General features: G+C 64.9%; 13 protein-coding genes. 8 read left to right on the plus strand and 5 right to left on the minus strand.

Annotated features, from left to right (window positions below; all coding sequences use genetic code 11):
* Positions 1 to 285 precede the first annotated feature (285 nt).
* Together CH294_RS16860 and CH294_RS16865 are read left to right on the plus strand one after the other, a co-directional pair.
* Entirely contained in the window at positions 286 to 948 is a 663-nt protein-coding gene (locus tag CH294_RS16860) for a PadR family transcriptional regulator (RefSeq protein ID WP_249305341.1), read from the plus strand.
* On the plus strand, positions 945 to 2,399 hold the full coding sequence (locus CH294_RS16865; protein ID WP_032403833.1) for a DHA2 family efflux MFS transporter permease subunit: 1,455 nt from the start codon (positions 945 to 947) through the stop codon (positions 2,397 to 2,399). The genes CH294_RS16860 and CH294_RS16865 overlap by 4 nt, the downstream gene beginning before the upstream one ends.
* Positions 2,400 to 2,498: 99 nt before the next feature.
* Here CH294_RS16865 and CH294_RS16870 read toward each other — a convergent pair whose 3' ends face one another.
* Complete coding sequence (locus CH294_RS16870; protein ID WP_032396497.1) at positions 2,499 to 3,644, minus strand: acyl-CoA dehydrogenase family protein; 1,146 nt, start codon at positions 3,642 to 3,644, stop codon at positions 2,499 to 2,501.
* An 89-nt stretch (positions 3,645 to 3,733) separates the two neighbouring features.
* On the opposite strand from CH294_RS16870, the gene CH294_RS16875 reads away from it, so the two are divergent.
* Both CH294_RS16875 and CH294_RS16880 read left to right on the plus strand, forming a co-directional pair.
* On the plus strand, positions 3,734 to 4,525 hold the full coding sequence (locus tag CH294_RS16875) for an enoyl-CoA hydratase/isomerase family protein (protein ID WP_037153786.1): 792 nt from the start codon (positions 3,734 to 3,736) through the stop codon (positions 4,523 to 4,525).
* 10 nt (positions 4,526 to 4,535) lie between these two features.
* Positions 4,536 to 5,477 (plus strand): adenosine deaminase, encoded by a 942-nt coding sequence (locus tag CH294_RS16880; protein ID WP_094738590.1) that lies wholly within the window; start codon positions 4,536 to 4,538, stop codon positions 5,475 to 5,477.
* A 19-nt stretch (positions 5,478 to 5,496) separates the two neighbouring features.
* On the opposite strand, the gene CH294_RS16885 is transcribed toward CH294_RS16880, so the two are convergent.
* Positions 5,497 to 6,984, minus strand: a complete 1,488-nt coding sequence (locus tag CH294_RS16885; protein ID WP_094738609.1) for a molybdopterin-dependent oxidoreductase — start codon at positions 6,982 to 6,984, stop codon at positions 5,497 to 5,499.
* A gap of 134 nt (positions 6,985 to 7,118) precedes the next feature.
* A complete protein-coding gene (locus tag CH294_RS16890) occupies positions 7,119 to 8,432 on the minus strand; it encodes a D-arabinono-1,4-lactone oxidase (RefSeq protein WP_094738591.1) in 1,314 nt (437 codons plus the stop codon).
* Between the two features lie 123 nt (positions 8,433 to 8,555).
* Between CH294_RS16890 and CH294_RS16895 the strand changes: the two genes are divergently transcribed.
* Together CH294_RS16895 and CH294_RS16900 are read left to right on the plus strand one after the other, a co-directional pair.
* Positions 8,556 to 9,197 (plus strand): TetR/AcrR family transcriptional regulator, encoded by a 642-nt coding sequence (locus tag CH294_RS16895; protein ID WP_032403836.1) that lies wholly within the window; start codon positions 8,556 to 8,558, stop codon positions 9,195 to 9,197.
* A 76-nt stretch (positions 9,198 to 9,273) separates the two neighbouring features.
* Positions 9,274 to 10,488, plus strand: a complete 1,215-nt coding sequence (locus CH294_RS16900; protein WP_094738592.1) for an alanine racemase — start codon at positions 9,274 to 9,276, stop codon at positions 10,486 to 10,488.
* Here CH294_RS16900 and CH294_RS16905 read toward each other — a convergent pair.
* Complete coding sequence (locus CH294_RS16905; protein WP_094738593.1) at positions 10,458 to 13,907, minus strand: bifunctional RecB family nuclease/DEAD/DEAH box helicase; 3,450 nt, start codon at positions 13,905 to 13,907, stop codon at positions 10,458 to 10,460. The genes CH294_RS16900 and CH294_RS16905 overlap by 31 nt on opposite strands.
* An 81-nt stretch (positions 13,908 to 13,988) precedes the next feature.
* Between CH294_RS16905 and CH294_RS16910 the strand changes: the two genes are divergently transcribed.
* Positions 13,989 to 14,606, plus strand: coding sequence for an alpha/beta fold hydrolase (locus tag CH294_RS16910; protein ID WP_094738594.1), 618 nt, complete (start codon positions 13,989 to 13,991; stop codon positions 14,604 to 14,606).
* Between the two features lie 62 nt (positions 14,607 to 14,668).
* On the opposite strand, the gene CH294_RS16915 is transcribed toward CH294_RS16910, so the two are convergent.
* The gene (locus CH294_RS16915) at positions 14,669 to 16,456 is read right to left on the minus strand and encodes a long-chain fatty acid--CoA ligase (RefSeq protein ID WP_037172286.1); all 1,788 of its coding nucleotides are present in this window, start codon (positions 16,454 to 16,456) and stop codon (positions 14,669 to 14,671) included.
* A gap of 309 nt (positions 16,457 to 16,765) precedes the next feature.
* Here CH294_RS16915 and CH294_RS16920 point away from each other — a divergent pair, with 309 nt between their 5' ends.
* Entirely contained in the window at positions 16,766 to 18,541 is a 1,776-nt protein-coding gene (locus CH294_RS16920; protein ID WP_249305343.1) for a DEAD/DEAH box helicase, read from the plus strand.
* Positions 18,542 to 18,578 lie beyond the last annotated feature (37 nt).

An 18,578-nucleotide genomic window follows, 5' to 3' on the forward strand; every position in this document is an offset into this window, starting at 1 on the left:
CTCCTGGCGGAGTGACCTTCTCGAAGTAATCTCCACCAGAAACTCGGTGACAAGGCCGGATACACGGAAGAAATTCCGAGTATCCGGCCTTCGTCTGTTCGAACGGGACATCGACTACGGTCGGTGTCCCTTACGCGCTCGATAGGGCATTGTGCGCTGTATGTCCGATTGATACCCAGGTCAGAGCATTGTCCGGGTTGCTCTTCGTAGGACCATGACCGTATATTCCAACTGGAATAATTCGATTGGGATATCCAGATGGGGGGGTCGATGCGAGGGGATGCAGTGAATCCGCTGGGGGTCTCGGTCCTCGCCCTGCTCTCGGAGGCACCGATGCATCCCTACGAGATGTATCAGCTCCTTCTCGAGCGCAAAGAGGACCGGATCGTGAAGATCCGTCCCGGTTCGCTGTATCACGCGGTCGCTCGACTTCACGGGCAGGAGTTGATCGCCGAGGTCGGAACCGACCGCGGGGGAAATCGTCCCGAGCGCACGACCTACGAGATCACCCCCGCGGGCCGGCGGGTCCTCGTCGATCGGCTCGCCGAGATCCTTCGTTCCCCGGTGCGCGAATATCCACAGTTCACCCTCGGCCTGTCCGAGATGCACAACCTCCCGGCGTCCGAGGCGATCGCTTTGCTCCGTGCGCGAATCGAAGACCTGGCTCGAGAAATCGAGGAACTGTCCGGATTCCAGCGCCTGGCGCGAGAACGTAAGACGTCCGAAATCTACTGGGCTGGAATCGATTACACCTACCACATGCTGGCCGCTGAAGTGAAGTGGTTGACGAGCTACATCGATCGCCTCGACAGCGGCGAGCTCGAGTGGCCGCATGCCATTTCCGCACAGCACACCACCCTGACCGATCGGCACCGACCACACGACCCCGACACCTCGGGGCACTGCCACACGACCCCGACGCCTCGGGGAACTAGGAGAACGCTATGAACGCCGTCGAGACCGCGCCGTTGCACAACGACATCAGACCGTGGCCCGCCCTGTGGGCGCTGTGCCTCGGCTTCTTCATGATTCTGGTGGACACCACCATCGTGGCCGTCGCTCAGCCCGCGATTCTCGCCGGTCTGAACACGGACATCAACAACGTCATCTGGGTCACCAGTGCGTACCTCCTGGCCTATGCCGTTCCATTGCTGGTCACGGGTCGGATGGGTGACAAGTTCGGCCCGAAGAACCTGTACATCGCCGGCCTCGTGCTCTTCACCCTCGCGTCCGTGTGGTGTGGACTGTCGGGGTCGATCGAGATGCTCATCGCGGCGCGTGCGGTTCAGGGTCTCGGCGCAGCGATGATCACCCCGCAGACGATGGCCGTGATCACTCGTGTGTTTCCGGCGGAGAAGCGCGGAACTGCGATGGGAGCATGGGGCGCAGTCGCAGGCGTCGCGACGCTCGTCGGGCCGATTCTCGGCGGTGTGCTGGTCGACTCGCTCGGCTGGGAGTGGATCTTCTTCATCAACGTGCCGGTCGGAATTATCGCAATTGCGTTGGCGCTGAAGTTCGTTCCGGTGTTGCCGACCCACGATCACAAGTTCGATCTACTGGGCGTTGCCCTCAGCGCCGTCGGACTCTTCTGCATCGTCTTCGGCATCCAGGAAGGTCAGAAGTACGACTGGGGTACCGGCGTCTGGATCCTCATCGGTGTGGGGTTGCTCGTCTTCGCGGGGTTCGTCTACTGGCAGTCCGTGAACAAGAACGAGCCGCTGGTGCCTTTGGCACTGTTCCGCGACCGGAACTTCTCGCTGTCCAACATCGGTATTGCAGCCATGGGCTTCGCGATGTCCGGCATGATGCTGCCGATCATGTTCTACGCGCAGAGTGTCACCGGTTTGACGCCTACCCGATCGGCGTTGCTGTTCGTGCCGATGGCGCTGCTCACCGGAATCCTCGCGCCCAATGTCGGCAAGCTCGTGGACAAGACACATCCCCGCTACATCGCTGGATCCGGATTGTTCATCCTCGCGGCCGCGCTGCTGTGGTTCGCGTACGAGATGACGCCCACCACCGCGATCTGGAGGCTGCTTCTGCCCATCGCGGCGATGGGTGTGGCGAACGCGCTGATCTGGTCTCCGTTGGCGGCCACGGCAACCCGCAATCTGCCGATGAGTCAGGCGGGCGCGGGCTCGGGCATCTACAACACCACCCGAATGATCGGCTCGGTACTCGGTAGCGCAGGCATCGGCGCGCTCATCCAATCGCGCTTGGCCGCCGAACTACCCAGCGGTGGATCAGCTTCGGGGGCAAACGAATTCGCCGGCCGCGTCCCGGAGATGCTGCGCGACGGATTCACCACCGCCATGTCGCAGTCGCTGATTCTGCCCGCCGCCGTGCTGATCGTCGGCATGATCGCAGTCTGCTTCTACGCCCGGCCTGCGTTCAAGTAAGTGCCTGCGGCAGTGGCGTACTCGAGTGCCCTGGAAGGCACTCGAGCGCACCACTGCTCATCGGGTCGTTCCGCAGGCTCCACTCCTACGCGAAGTGCACTACAGGCCCAGATCCCGGCCGATCAGTTCCTTCATGATTTCGTTCGATCCGGCCCAGATCTTGGTCACGCGAGCGTCTTTCCAGGCCCGGGCGGCGCGGTATTCGTTCATGAATCCGTAGCCGCCGTGCAGCTGGACGCAGTGGTCGAGAATCTCGTTCTGCACCTGCGAGCTCCACCACTTGGCCTTGGCGGCGTCGATGGCCGTCAGCTCACCGATTCCGTGCGCGGCAATGCAGTTGTCGATGTACGCCTGTGCCACATCGAGTTTGGTGACGAGCTCGGCGAGCAGAAACTTGTTCCACTGCAACGAGCCGATCTGCTGACCGAAGGCCTTGCGGTCCTTGGCGTACTGCAGCGTCTCCTCCAGAATGGGGCGGACGTGTCCGAGGTTGGCCACCGAGCAGCTGATGCGTTCCTGGGGGAGCAGCTGCATCATGTGGATGAAGCCGCCGTCGAATTCGCCGATCATGTTCGAGCTCGGTACCCGCACGTTCTCGAAGAACAATTCGGCGGTGTCGGATTCGGGCTGACCGACCTTGTCGAGCTTGCGGCCGCGAGAGAACCCTTCGGTACCGTTCTCGACGGCGAAGAGCGTGATGCCCTTGGCCTTCTTCTCCGGCGTCGTGCGGGTGGCGACGATGACGAGATCGGCGGAGTTGCCGTTGGTGATGAAGGTCTTGGAGCCGTTGATGATGAAGTCGTCGCCGTCCTTGACGGCGGTGGTCTTCAGCGCGGCCAGGTCCGAGCCACCGGACGGCTCGGTCATGGCGATCGCGGTGAGGATCTCGCCGCTGCAGAAGCCGGGCAGCCAGCGCTTCTTCTGCTCCTCGGTGGTGAGCTTCACGAGATAGGGCGCGACGATGTCCACGTGAATACCGAAGCACGACGCCACCGCGGCACTCGAGCGGGCGAGTTCCTCGGCGAGGACGGCGTTGAATCGGTAGTCCTCCGCTCCACTGCCGCCGTATTCCTCCGGTACTTCGAGCCCGAGGAAGCCGTTGCGTCCTGCTTCGAGCCAGATCTCACGGTCGATGTACCGCTGTTCGACGAGCTTCTCCTCGACCGGGGTGATGGTTCGGGTGACGAACTCGCGCACCGATGCACGGAAGTCCTCGTGATCGGCCTCGAACAGGCTGCGCTTCATGTATGTGTTCCTCTCGGTAACGGTGACTTATCTGCGCACAATACTCGCTGGTAACAACCGCCCGAGACGGGTGTGGCACTATGCGAACCATGGCTGACGCACCCACTTCGCTCGTTCGATCCACCACCGATGCCGGCGCAGAGATCGCTGTGCTCACCTTCGATCACGGTCCGCTCAACCTCTTCGATCAGGCGATGTTCGATGCAGTGGCCGCGAACGTCGCCGATCTCGTCGCGAGTCCGCCTCGTGCAGTGCTGCTGCGCGCCGAGGGCAAGGTCAACTCGGCAGGCGTCGACGTGCACGTGTTCCAGGGCCTGTCCGCTGCGCAGGGTGCCGATCTGTGGCGTGGTTTGTTCGCAAGCATCGCGCATCCACTCGAGGCGCTGCCGTGCCCGGTGATCTACGCCGCGCACGGGTTGACGCTCACTGCGGCGTTCGAGATCTCGTTGGCCTGCGACATCATCCTGGCCGGACCGAAGGCGAAGTTCGGTCTGGTCGAGACCGTCGTCGGTCTGACGCCGTCGATGGGTGGACCGCAGCGTCTGGCAGAGCGAGCCGGGTCGGGTCGGGCTCGCGAGCTCGTCATGACCGGAGATCTGTACGACGCGCAGACGCTGAAGGAGTGGGGCGTGGTCAATCAGATCCACGACGACGTCGACGCTGCGGCGCTCGCGCTGACCCATCGACTGGCCGACGGCCCCACCGTCGCGCACGCGGCAACCAAACAGATTGTGGCAGCGTGGCGTTCCGGTGGCGTGGCCCACGCGGACGAGATCACCTCGGAGGTCTCGGGCGCTCTGTTCGAGACCGAGGATCTGCGCGGCGCGGTCGCGAGCTTCCTCGAGGTCGGCCCGGGTAAGGCGACGTACACGGGCAAGTAGAATCGTATGAGTGAGTAACGATCAGCTGGCCGAACTGCACCTGCACATCGAAGGGTCGCTCGAACCTCCGCTGATCTTCGATCTTGCCGAGCGCAACGCAATCACGCTGCCGTACAACGACATAGACGAACTACGCGCGAAGTACGAGTTCACGGACCTGCAATCCTTCCTCGATCTGTACTACGCGAACATGGCCGTGTTGCAGACCGCCGAGGATTTCGCCGATCTGGCCCGGGCCTACTTCCGCCGGACCGCGCAGGCCGGGGTGACGCACGCGGAGATCTTCTTCGACCCGCAGGCGCACACCGAGCGCGGTGTACCGCTCCAGGCCGTCGTCGAGGGATTGGCCGACGCGTGTGCGACCAGTGAGCGCGAATTCGGCGTCACCAGTGGGCTGATCGCGTCGATTCTGCGCGACAAGCCGGTACTGCACGCGAATCAACTGCTCGACGACCTGTTGGCGCTGCAGGCCCCGATCATCGGCCTCGGACTCGATTCCGCCGAGGTGGGCTACCCACCGTCGTTGTTCGTCGACGTGTTCGCCAAGGCGCGCGCCGAGGGTTTGCACGTGGTGGCTCACGCCGGTGAGGAAGGCCCGCCCGACTACATCTGGCAGGCACTGGATCTGCTGAAGGTCGAGCGCATCGATCACGGGGTGCGGTGCCTGGAAGACGAAGCGCTGGTGAATCGACTTGTCGAGGAACAGATTCCGCTTACCGTCTGCCCGCTGTCCAATGTTCGGCTCAAGGTGATCGACAACGTCGAGCAGTTGCCGTTGCGGCAGATGCTCGAGCGCGGCCTGTCGGTGTCGATCAATTCCGACGATCCCGCCTACTTCGGCGGCTACGTCGACGACAACTTCTCTGCCCTCGAAGCGGGAATGGGCCTCACCGCGGCCGAGCGAAAGCAATTGGCCGAGAACTCGATTCGCGCGAGCTTCGCGACCGTCTAGGTCAGCACGACTGTCTCGATCAGTTCGCCGTCACCGAGATCTTCGGGTAGCCGGTGGCTCCGTCGGGAACGGTGTCGGCGGTCTTGTTGGTCTGCAGCTCTCCGGCCGAGTTGGTGGCGCGGGCTCGGATGGAATGCTGGCCCGCAGCCAGATCGAGCTCGACCGTCCATTGCCGCCAGGTGTCCTTGGAGTACTCCTCCGAGAGCGTGGCCGGCACCCAATTGCCCTCGTCCACTTGCACTTCCACGCCCTCGATACCGGTGTGCTGATCCCAGGCGACGCCCGCGACTACCGACTTCCCGGCGGGCACCGAGCTGCCCGATCGCGGGGTGTCGATGCGCGAGGCGGTCTTGATCGGTCCGAGAGCGCCCCAGCCGCGATCGGTCCAATACGCCGTCACCTTGTCGAAGCGGGTGATCTCGATGTCGGTGACCCATTTGGTCGCCGAGACGTACCCGTACAGACCCGGAACGACGAGCCGCGCCGGGTAGCCGTGCTCGACGGGCAGCGGTGCACCGTTCATCCCCACCGCCAGTAAGGCGTCGCGCCCGTCGAGCAGTACCTCCAGGGGAGTGCCCGCGGTGAAGGCGTCGCTGCTCGACGACAGCGCCATGTCGGCATCCGGCGAAATGCCTGCTTCTTCGAGAATGTCCTCGAGCGGGTAGCCGATCCACGTTGCGTTGCCCACGAGGTCGCCGCCGACGATGTTCGACACACAGGTCAGGGTGACCGTCTTCTCGACGGCCTGGCGCTGGGCCAGATCGGCGAACGTCAGCTCGATCTCGCGGTCGACCATGCCGTGTATCCGCAGCGACCACGTATCCGACGCCACCCGCGGCACGACCAACGCGGTATCGATGCGGTAGAAGTCCTCGTTCGGGGTGATGTACGACGCGAGGCCGTCGATCTGCAGGTCTGCCCCGACCGGTATCGGTGGTTGCGGTGTCGGGGTCGGAAGCATGAAGCCGAGTCGATCGGCGGTCACGGCGCGCGCCGAGGTGAGCATCCGTCCGGCCGTTCCGGCGACGACGCCGAGTACCGCAGCGCCGGCGGCGAGGGTCAGGAAGCTGCGACGGTTCATGCCCTCGGTCGCCGGGGTGGCGGCTCCGATGAGGGCGTGCAGCACAACGATGCCGACGATGACGCCGCCGATGGTCGGGACTGCGTAGAAGGCCGTTGCGTCGGGTCGCGTCACCGCCGCGAGTACGCCGAGCACGCCCAGCGCTGCGAACACCACAGCACCGATCGGTTTGCGGGTGATGCCTGCCGCGGCGGCGATAGCAGCGATCACCACGGCCATGCCGACGAACAGGGCGAGCTTGTCGGAGGTGCCGAACGTGTCGATGGCCCATTCACGGACCGGGGCCGGACTGTTGTCGACGGCCGAGGACCCGACGGCCGTCAGTGGCGACGAGTTCGGTCCGATGGGGACGGCGATCAATTCACCGACACCGAGGACGACTCCGGCGGCGATGATGCCGGACAGCGCGCGTTTACCTGTGCTCACTCGCTCCAATGTAAGCGTGCGGGGAGTGGCTGCGTGCACGGGACGCTCCACTCGGAGCGTTGGCCTGGGGAAATCCACTCGAAGGTCGCAGAAGTGGAGCGGAAATTGCGCGTATCGTCACGCCGATCAACCGCTCAGGACAGCAGGTGTTCGAGATACTCGCTGCCGAACACCTTGTGCGGGTCCATCGAATCGCGGATGCGGAGGAAATCGTCGAAGTGCTCGTAGGAATCACGCAGTTCGTCGCCGCCGAGGGAGTGCAGTTTGCCCCAGTGTGGCCTGCCGCCGACGCTGCGGCAGATGGCCTCGACGGCGTCGAAGTATTCGCGGTGATCGCGGCGGTGGTACTGGTGCACAGCGATGTAGGCCGTCGGGCGTCCGTAGGCCGTGGAGAGCCAGATGTCGTCGGCGGCCGCGAATCGTACTTCGACGGGAAACGCGATGGACATCGAAGACTGCTCGAGCCAGCGATCCACCTCGCGCAGCACCCGGCCGATCTCGGATGCCGGCACCGCGTACTCCATCTCGACGAATCTGACCGTCCGCGAGGATGCGAACACTCGGTACGAGCGATCGGTGTACTCGCGGGCCGACAGTGCCCGGGCCGAGACCGCGTTGAGTCGAGGAATCAGGGCCGGCACCCGCGTCACCATGCGGTTGAGCCCCTCGAAGACCGTGTTGGACAGTAGTTCGTCGTCGAGGTACGAGCGCACCTTTCCCAGCGGGCGCAGCACGGCGTTCCCGGGCAGGCGGGTGTTGCGTTTGGTCAGCACCCGGTCGGTGTGCGGAAACCAGTAGAACTCGAAGTGGTCGACGGCAGCGACGGTGGTTTCGAGCTCGGCGAGCGCTGCCGTCAGCGTCGACGGTTCCTCGACGGCCCGCAGGGCGAACGCCGGAACGCAGTCGAGCGTGATTCGGGTGATGACGCCGAGCGCACCGAGGCCGATGCGGGCCGCGTCGAACAGCTCGGTGTTCTCGTCGCGGGAGCACCGGACGAGCCGGCCGTTCGCGGTCATCAGCTCCAGAGCATGCACCTGAGTGGCGATGCCGCCGAAACGGGCACCGGTTCCGTGGGTGCCCGTGGAGATGGCTCCGGCGACGGACTGTTCGTCGATGTCGCCGAGGTTGGTCATGGCCAGGCCGAGGTCCCACAGCCGCGCGGTCAGCTCGCGCAGCCGAGTGCCGGCGAGCACCGTCACCCGGGCGGAACCGTCGTCGTCGCGGACGACCGATTCGATCCCACGCAAGGAATCGAGGCTGATCTGAACGCCGTCGGTGACGGCGATCGGAGTGAAGGAGTGACCGGCCCCGACGCATCGCGCCGACCGAGACCGATCGACGGCGCCCTGAAGAACGCTGCGCACTTCGTCCACCGATGCGGGCTCGGCACGATGCGCCGGATATGCCTGCTGATTGCCCGCCCAGTTCTGCCACGACCGCTCGATCATCGAATCACTATCGCACCCTCGAAGCCGCAGGGTCGTTCCGCAGGCTCCACTCCCGAACCCTCGGGGTCGCGCCCCGTGGATCAATATGGGGCACAGACTTCGGCAGCCCCCTAGTATCGGGTCATGCAATCGAGGCTGCCCGCGGATGTGCGACGCGCACAACTGGTGCAGTCGGCGATCGACGTCGCGGAGCGGGTGGGTATCGAGTCCCTGACGGTGCGCGCGCTCTCGGAGTACGCCGACGTCACCAAGGGCATCGTGCAGTACCACTTCGAGACCAAGCAGGATCTGGTGATCGCGATGGGGGAGCACCTCATCGTCGACGTCACCGAGATTCTCCACGCGGCGTTGGACAGCGCTGTCGGCACCCGAGAATTGCCAGGAGTTCGGGGTCTGCGCGAGCTGGTGCACGGCGGACTGAGCGCAGTGTGGTTGTTGATCGAGAAGTCGCCGGATCGGCAGTTGCTCGCGTACGAGATCAAGACCTACCTCCTGCGGCATCGCGCGCTCGGGTCCGCCACCGCGGCCGAGATTGCCAATGGTCAGTACCGGATCCGCGACTCCGAGGCCCGGTTGTTCTTCGAGAAGTGCTCCGATCACACCGGCACGAGATGGCTCGAGCCGGTGGAGTCGATCGCGCGCTTCGGGATGGCGACGCTCGACGGGCTGGTGCTGCGGTGGCTGGTCGACGGTGACGACCTCGAGGTGCTGGCTCAGATCGACGACCTGTCCGGGCTGATCGCGGGCAAAGCCCTGGACCGTTGAGCACTCGCCGGGACTTCTCGGCTGCGGAGTGTTTGACTGTGTGGGTCCGGCAACGACGACGAAGGAATGTTGAAGTATGAGTTCGATCGCCGGTGTCGTCACCACCGACACGACACCATTGTCTCGTATCGCCACCGCTACCGAGGGTCTCGAATCGCCTTTGGCTGCAGTCGATTCCGTCGCTCTCGATGCCAATGCGGCGGCGTTGCGAGCGCGAGCGAAGGGGGTCCCGATTCGGATCGCCAGCAAGTCGGTGCGCTGCCGAGCGGTCCTCGATCGGGTGCTCGCAGCAGAAGGCGTGAGCGGGGTCATGGCGTACTCGCTGCGTGAGGCGGTGTGGCTCGCGCGCCAGGGGGTCGAGGACATCCTGATGGGCTATCCGAGTGTCGACCCCACCGCTCTAGCCGAGGTCGTCAACGATCGGGTTCTGTCGGGTCGCATCACACTGATGGTCGACGACGTCGCGCAATTGGACATCGTGCGCGACGCCACCCGCAGCGACCTTCTCAAGCCCCGTATCTGTATCGATGTCGATGCCTCGCTACGGATCGGGCCGCTGCACATCGGGGTCAGGCGTTCTCCGCTTCGCGATCCCGAGCAGGTTGCCGCCTTCGCGCGGGACGCGCACTCGCGGGGGTTCCGGGTCGTCGGCCTGATGTTCTACGAGGCGCAGATCGCCGGTGTGCCTGATTCCAATGTCGCGGTGGAGTGGATGAAGTCGCTCTCGTCTCGTGAGATCTCCACGCGCAGAAGGGCAGTGGTCGAGGCAGTGTCCGCGGCGGTGGGTCACATCGAGATCGTCAACAGCGGCGGCACCGGGTCGATCGACTTCTCGGCGGCCGATCCGGTCGTCACCGAGGTCACCGCCGGATCGGGTCTGTTCGCGCCGACGCTGTTCGACAGGTATCGCGCCTTCTCGGCCGAGCCGTCGCTGTTCTTCGCGCTGTCCGCGGTGCGCAAGCCGACGCCGCAGATCGCAACGTTGTTCGGCGGTGGCTACATCGCGTCGGGTCCGGCGTCGGGGTCGCGATCCCCGAGGCCGGTGGCGTGGTCGAGAAAGGCCGCCGGAGTAGTGACGTCCGGGCTGAAGCTACTGCGCAACGAGGGTGCCGGTGAGGTGCAGACTCCGGTGAGCGGGGCCGACGAGGTGAAGATCGGTGATCGCGTCTGGTTCCGGCACGCCAAGGCGGGCGAGCTGTGCGAACGATTCGACACCCTGCATCTGGTGCACGCCGACGGATCCGTCGAGCCGGTCCCCACCTACCGCGGCGAGGGCATGGCGTTCGGCTGAATTCCGTTCTCGCACAGGCTCATGAAGGTGCCCAGCGTGCGCAGTCCGGCCGGGGTCGACGGCAAGTACTGGGTCAGTGCTCTCGATCGGACCAGTATCGCGGCCCACTGACCGCGAGAGACGGCGACGTTGAGTCGGTTGCGCGAGAGCAGAAACGACATGCCACGCGGAACGTCCTCGATCGCCGATGCCGCCATCGAGATCAACACCACCGGTGCCTGTCGGCCTTGGAACTTGTCGACGGTTCCGACCGATACGTCACCCAGTCCGGCGGCCGCGAAACGCTCGAGGACGACGGCGACCTGAGCGTTGTAGGCCGCGACGACGAGAAAGTCGGACTGCTCCATCGGCCGCGCGCCGTCGAACGACTCGGGGTTGCTCCACGATCGACCCAAGAGACTCTGCACTCGTGCGACGATCTCGTCGGCCTCTTCCACCGAGTCCGTGGAGTTACCGTGATGGTCCAGATAGACGGTGTGCAGGCCGGGCTCCAGCCCTGACAGTGAACGAGCCTGTGTGACAGCCTTGTTGGACTGCAGTTTGCCCTCGTACGACAGCGCCGAGACGGGCGCGCACAGATCCGGATGCATCCGCCACGTCGTGGCCAGGAAGTACCCGCGATCGGCGGGCAGAGTCGGGTGACCGTCGGTGATCCAGCCCAGGGCGGATTCGTCGACGAGTTCGGGGTGGGTGCCCTGACTGACCTGCGGAAGCTGTGCCGGGTCGCCGAGCAGCAACAGGTTGCGGGCAGACACCGAGACGGCGATGGTGTTGGCCAGCGAGAACTGCCCGGCCTCGTCGACGACCAGCAGATCCAGGGCCCCGCGCGGTATCCGGCCGGGGTTGGAGAAGTCCCAGGCGGTGCCGCCGATCACGCAGCCCTGCTCGGCGTCGGTGACGAAACGGGCGTAGTCGGTGGGTTCGACGACGGTGTGGGCGGTCGGGGCCTTCTTGCCCACCTTGGCCGGGTCCACCCCGGCGGCCACGATGGTGTCCAGCAGATTGTTCACCACGTGATGAGACTGGCCCACCACGCCGATGCGCCAGTGATGGACGTCGACCAGTTCGGCGATCACTCGCGCGGCGGTGTAGGTCTTCCCGGTCCCGGGTGGGCCTTGAACGGCCACATAGGAGTTCGCCAGATCGAGCAGCGCTGCCGTGACCGCAGCTGCGTAGTCGTGGCCCTGTACCGCGGGAAGGCCTTTGCCGGAACGGGTTCGGGGCGCGGACAGCGTCAGCAGATCGGCGATGGCCGTAGGCGGAAGGTGGGGCAGGGCAGCGCTGACCTCGGTGGCCGCTGCGACGATCGCCTCTTCGAGGTATTTGGTCGCAGGCGGCGGCTCGGGCGCCGTCGCGATGGGAAAGTCGGTGTATTCGGTCACGCCCTTGCGTAGGTTCTCCTGCACGACGACCATGTCGAGGGTGCCCTCGTAGCCGGTCTGCACGATCTCGACCGACGTGGTCGCGCGATGGGTAGGTTGCTGTTTCGGCAGCCCTTCCGGGGCCGGTTCTGCGTAGAGGAGTTTGACCTTCGAGCCCCCGAGCACGCCGTTGCTCAGATGTCCCACCAGCTTGATCTGTCGTCGTAGAACCCGCTGTGTGGGTGCCGTTTTCATCCAGTCGTGCACCAGTTCCGCGCGTTCGACTTTCAATACGTCCGCCGCATCGGGCCACTCGTCCATCGGATGGGTCAGTCGATCGAAGTGGGCCCACCAGAACGGCTTTCGCTCACGGCGGTGGTAGCCGATGGCACCGGCGAACAGGGCCACGGCCTGCTGCGTCGGGGTGCGGTCCCATGGCAGTCCCGCGTACTCGGCAAGTTCGAGTTCCAGCGGGCTCGCGGTGTCGGAGGCGCTCTTGTCGAGGTCGAGCTCCTGTTTCACCCGCGGCGGAACACCGGCGTCCGATGCGCGTTCGAGCAACCAATCGCGCAGTCGTAGAGTCGATTCGCAGTCGGTACGGTTGTACTCGGCAATATCCGCCAGAAGAGCGGCGGCCTCGTCATCCTTGCCCTGGTCGCGCAGATCGCACCAGTTCGCGTATTCGACGATCGATGCGGCGGCGTCGGTGACGTCTCCGTCGCGGGAGGCGGGCATGTACAGCGGTTCGAGTTTCTTGATGCTGTAGGACCGAGCTCCGATGCGTACTGCAGACCGGACAACGGGATACAGGTCTACCAATACGTTGTCCCGCAGCAGGTTGTCGACGGCGTCCTCGCCCACTCCGTAGCGCCCGGCAAGGCGCAGCAGCGCGGTCTTCTCGTACGGCGCGTAGTGGTAGACGTGCATGCGGGGGTATGCGGCGCGGCGTGCGGAGACGTAGTCGAGGAAGTCGATCAGGGCACGGCGTTCCTGCGCGCGATCGTGCGCCCAGAACGGAAGGAACTCGCCGTCGGCGGTGTAGACGCCGAACAGGTACTCGAGCCCCCATTCGCTACTCCCGGCTTCGGCCCACAGTGGATCGCCCTCGAAGTCGAAGAAGATGTCGCCCGGGTCGGGTTCGGGGATCACCCCGAGGGCGTCGGCGTCGAAGATCTCGAATTCCGGTTCTCCGCTGTGCTCCTGGCGAACTTGCAGCGCCGCCTGGGCGCGCAGGTTCGCCGCCGTACGAGTGGACATCCCGTCGACACTCCCCGTGGAGGAGGCCAGCTCGTCCACCGTGGTGATTCCCGCGTCGAGCAGCTTCTCGCGGGTACTTGCGCGCATGCCGGCGACGAGAACCAGGTCTCGGTGCTGTTCCACCTCGACAACGCAGGCCTCGCACTGCCCGCACCCGGAGTAGCGCGAATCGAACCAATCGACGACGGTGCCTTCGGCGTGGTGCTCGTCGAGGATGTGTTGCAGATGGTCCCGGGACTGCCGGTAGACCGGAAGTATCTCGGCGAGAGCGTGAACGGAGTCGCTGCCGTCACCGAGCACGAGGTGTACATCGTCGCTCGGAGTCACTCCGCCGGCCCGCAGCGCATCTGCGTACGCCGCCAACTGGAGCAGAGCCGGCACCTTCGCGTGCCGCGACAGCTTGGTGTCGTACACGCCGTAGCCCGAACCCTCTGCCACCAAAAAGTCGCAGAAGCCGAGGAACCGGCCGTCGAAGAAGGTTGCCTGGTACACCACGGGGGTGCGTGCGGTCAGCGCGGTGAAGGTTGCCCACGCGGCGTCGGCCAGTTCCTGGGCGGTGCGTCCCGGTCTGTCCATCGTCAGGACGCCTCCGGGGTAGCGCAGCTCGAAAGCTGCGAGTTGACGCCGTTCGTGTTCGAATCCGAGTGCGGACGTGCGGTCGAGCATGGGGTCCGGTTCGGCGGCGGCGCGCGGGATCAGTCCGGTCAACCCGTCGAGTCGGCGAAGCAATGCGAATTCGCAGGACGCCGCCGCCGCGAGGTCGCTGGCGCTGTAGACGACCCGATCGCCGAGGAGGAACACAAGTGCCCACCCTAGCCATCGACGACAGCGGCGCCGGTCACGTTGCGCGCGGATGCCGACGAGAGGAGGCAAAATGATCGAATGCCATTTTTCGACGGAGCCACCGGTGCTGTCCATTACCGAAACTGGACCGTTCCCGATGCTCGTTTCGGTCTTGTGTTCCTCCACGGTCTCGGTCAGAACAGCGGCCACTATCACCGGTTCGCCCGGGTGTTGAACGGACGCGGAGTGGACGTGTGGGCGGTCGATCATGTCGGCCACGGTCTCACCGAAGGGGAGTTGACCGACGCGGCTCAGATACCTGGCCTGGCTCAGAATGCGCTGCAGCTGCTCGACATCGCCGAGGCCGAGCATCCCGAACTGTCGTTCGCGCTGATGGGGCACTCGCTGGGTGCCGCGACGGCCATCGCAGCACTCGGCGCGCATCCGGAGGCGGTCCGGTGCGCTGTGCTGTGTGGCACTCCGAAGTCGGTGACGGGCGCTTCCGACGACCTCTCCGACAATGTGATTCCGATCCTCGCCGTGCACGGTGTCGACGACCGCTTGGCTCCGATCGATGCAGTCCGCGAGTGGATCGGCGGTGTGCCCGACGCGGCCCTGCACGAGTTCGACGACGGAGGCCACGACCTACTGCACGAGAAGATCCACCTGCAGGTGACGTTGGCGGTCGCGGAGTTCCTCGACGAGCACATGTCCTGACCCGAGAACCGAGAAAGGGCCCGGCGTGCACAGCACGCCGGGCCCTTTCTCTCGAGGTCGATCTACGAGTAGATGGCCTCGATGTCGCTGCCACGCTCGGAGTGGATGATGTTGCGCTTGAGCTTCATCGTCGGGGTGAGCTCTCCGGTTTCGACGGTGAAGTCGTTCTCGAGGATCGTGTACTTCTTGATCTGCTCGGGGTTGGAGACCTTCTTGTTGGCCTCGGCCACGGCCTTGTCGATCTCGGCGACGAGGTCGGCGTTCTTCGACAGCTCCGAGAACGGGATGTCGGCAGAAAGGCTGTGGCGTTCGAGCCAGCCCGGCAGTGCCTCGGGATCGAGGGTGATCAGCGCACCGATGAACGGCTTGGCATCGCCGACGACGAGGCACTGACTGATGATGGCGTTGGCGCGCAGGGCGTCCTCGAGCACCGCGGGAGCGACGTTCTTACCACCCGCGGTGACGATGATTTCCTTCTTGCGGCCGGTGATCGAGACGAAGCCTTCCTGGTCGATCGACCCCAGATCGCCGGTGTGGAACCACCCGTCGACGATCGCTTCGGCGGTGGCCTTCTCGTTGTGCCAGTAGCCGCTGAACACCACCGGACCCTTGAGCAGCAGCTCGCCGTCCTCGGCGACCTTGACTGCGTGGCCGTCGATGGGCTTGCCGACGGTGCCGACGCGCTGTTCCTTGGTGGTGTTGACGGTGACTGCCGCGCTGGTCTCGGTCAGTCCGTAGCCCTCGTAGACCGGGACACCCGCGCCGCGGAAGAAGTGGCCGAGGCGAGCGCCGAGGGGGCCGCCGCCCGAGACCGCACGATCGCAGTTGCCGCCGAGGGCGGCCCGCAACTTGGAGTAGACGAGCTTGTCGAACACCGTGTGCTTGAGGTTCAGGACCAGGCCTGCGCCGCCCTTCTCCTGGGCCTCACTCCACTCGATGGCCGTCGCGGCGGCCTTGTCGAAGATGCTGCCCTTGCCGCCGTCGTGTGCCTTCTGCTTGGCCGAGTTGTAGACCTTCTCGAACACGCGCGGCACCGAGAGAATGAAGTTCGGCTTGAAGACGGCGAACTGATCCACCAGTGTCGATACGTCCGAGGTGTGGCCCACGGTCACCTTCGACTCGAACGAGCCGAACGACACCGCGCGGGCGAACACGTGCGCCATCGGGAGGAACATCAGTGTGCGGTTGCCCTCGCGCATGGAGTCGTGCAGGGCGATCTGGGTGGCCTGGACCTCGGCGTAGAAGTTCGCATGCGTGAGCTGCACACCCTTGGGGCGGCCGGTGGTGCCCGAGGTGTAGATCAGGGTTGCGGGGGAGGCGGCGGTGACCTGGTGCCGACGGGTGTGCACGTCCTCGTCGCTGACTCCCGCGCCGCGGGTGGTCAGCTCGTCGATGGCACCGTCGTCGATCTGGAGTACCTCACGCAGGTCGGCGGCACCGTCGGTGACGTCCTTCAGGTTGGAGACATGGGACGCGGTCTCGACGATCAGCAACTTGGTCGCCGAGTCCTCGAGGATCCACTGGGCCTGATCGGCCGAGGAGGTCTCGTAGATCGCGACGGTGCATCCGCCCGCAGTCCAGATGGCGTAGTCGAGAACGACCCATTCGTAGCGCGTCGCGCTGAGAATCGCGACGCGGTCACCGAGTTCGATGCCCGATGCGATCAGGCCTTTGGCTACGGCGGTGACCTCTTTGGCGAACTGGCCCGCTGTGACGTCGGTCCAGGTGCCGTTCACGAGTCGTTGGAACGGTACGAGGTTCGGCGATTCCTTTTCGTACCGGAAAACGGTGTCGGCCATGGAAGCGTCGTCGGGAATGGTGAACGACGCCGGCACAGAATATTCGCGCACTGCTGGACCCCTTACGGAAAAATAGCGTGGTAGTTGTGCATTTCATCACACCCCGGTCCGTAACGCACCACCGAGGGTGTCCGGTTTGTGAATTTTTGGTCGGCTCAGGGGGAGTTGAGTGTGACTCGGAGTACAACTTAACCGTCCGCAGCCGCCCCTCGCCGCCGGGTCGTGTCTGTGAGGCTGCTCGCACGAGGTGTCGGTGGCACCGTTTTCGTCACCTGATCAGCGTAGAAGGGGTCGCTGGGGTCGAGCAGGTACTAAACTCGGCGATATATGAGCACTTCAGAATCTGATCAGGATGCCGCCGTGACGTCTGACGAGACGAGTTCGACCCCTCCCGTCCAGGGCCACGCAGGTGAGTTGCCTTCGACGACGGATGACGACATCACCTTTGCCGATCTCGGAATAGACGAGCGGGTCCTGAAGGCCCTGCGCGACGTCGGTTACGAGAGCCCGTCGCCGATTCAGGCGGCCACCATTCCACCGTTGATGGCGGGTAACGACGTCGTCGGCCTCGCGCAGACCGGAACCGGAAAGACCGCGGCGTTCGCGGTGCCGATCCTGTCCCGTCTCGACGTCTCGCGTCGGGTGCCGCAGGCATTGGTGCTCGCCCCGACGCGCGAGCTGGCACTCCAGGTCGCCGAGGCGTTCGGCAAATACGCCACCCATATCCCGGGCCTGCACATTCTGCCGATCTACGGCGGCCAGGCGTACGGCATTCAGCTGTCCGGCCTGCGCAAGGGTGCCCAGATCATCGTCGGCACACCGGGACGTGTGATCGACCACCTCGAGAAGGGCACACTCGACCTGTCCGGGCTCGAATACCTCGTGCTCGACGAGGCCGACGAGATGCTCAAGATGGGTTTCCAGGAGGACGTCGAGCGCATCCTGTCCGACACTCCCGAATACAAGCAGGTTGCGTTGTTCTCGGCGACGATGCCGGCCGCGATTCGCAAGATCTCCAAGCAGTATCTGCACGACCCGGTGGAGATCACCGTCAAGACCAAGACGTCGACGGCACCGAACATCACCCAGCGCTACGTGCAGGTTGCCCATCAGCGCAAGCTCGAGGCGCTGACTCGAATCTTCGAGGTCGAAGAGTTCGAGGCCATGATCATGTTCGTGCGCACCAAGCAGGCCACCGAGGAGCTCGCGGAGAAACTGCGCGCACGGGGCTTCTCGGCTGCGGCAATCAACGGTGACATCGTGCAGGCTCAGCGTGAGCGCACCATCGGTCAGCTCAAGAACGGTCAGATCGACATTCTGGTGGCCACCGACGTGGCTGCTCGCGGTCTCGACGTCGACCGCATCTCGCACGTCATCAACTACGACATCCCGCACGACACCGAGTCCTACGTGCACCGCATCGGTCGCACCGGCCGAGCGGGTCGCGCCGGTCAGGCTCTGTTGTTCGTCGCGCCCCGGGAGCGTCACCTGCTCAAGGCCATCGAACGTGCGACGCGCCAGCCCATCACCGAGATGCAGCTCCCCAGCGTCGACGACGTCAATGCGCAGCGCGTGACGAAGTTCAAGGACTCCATCACCGAGAGCCTCGGCAACGAGAATCTGGCTCTGTTCCGCCGCCTCATCGAGGACTACGAGCGCGAGCACGACGTGCCGTTGGTCGACATCGCAGCAGCGCTGGCCATCCAGTCGCGCGACGGCGAAGCGTTCCTGTTGAAGCCGGAGCCGCCTGCCCCGCCGCGGACGCCCCGCGAGCCGCGTGAGCCGCGTCCCCCTCGCACGTTCGACGAGGATGCGGCCAGTTCGCATCACCGCAAGACGGGCCAGGAGATGGCGACGTACCGCATCAGCGTCGGAAAGCGTCATCACGTTGCTCCCGGTGCCATCGTCGGCGCCATCGCCAACGAAGGCGGACTGCGCCGAAGCGACTTCGGGCACATCAGCATTCGCCCCGATCACTCGCTGGTGGAGCTGCCTGCCGATCTCGCCGACGAGACGGTCGAGGCGTTGCGCCGTACCCGCATCAGTGGCGTGCTGATTCAGCTGCAGCCCGATTCCGGTCCTCCCGGACGCAGCGGCGGGCCCCGCGGCGGAGGAAAGTTCAAGGGCAGGCGCTAGCACGACCTCGAGGTCGAGCGTTTGGTGGCCGAGGCCG

It is taken from the genome of Rhodococcus sp. 14-2483-1-1, from assembly GCF_002259335.1.
GTDB lineage: Bacteria > Actinomycetota > Actinomycetes > Mycobacteriales > Mycobacteriaceae > Rhodococcoides.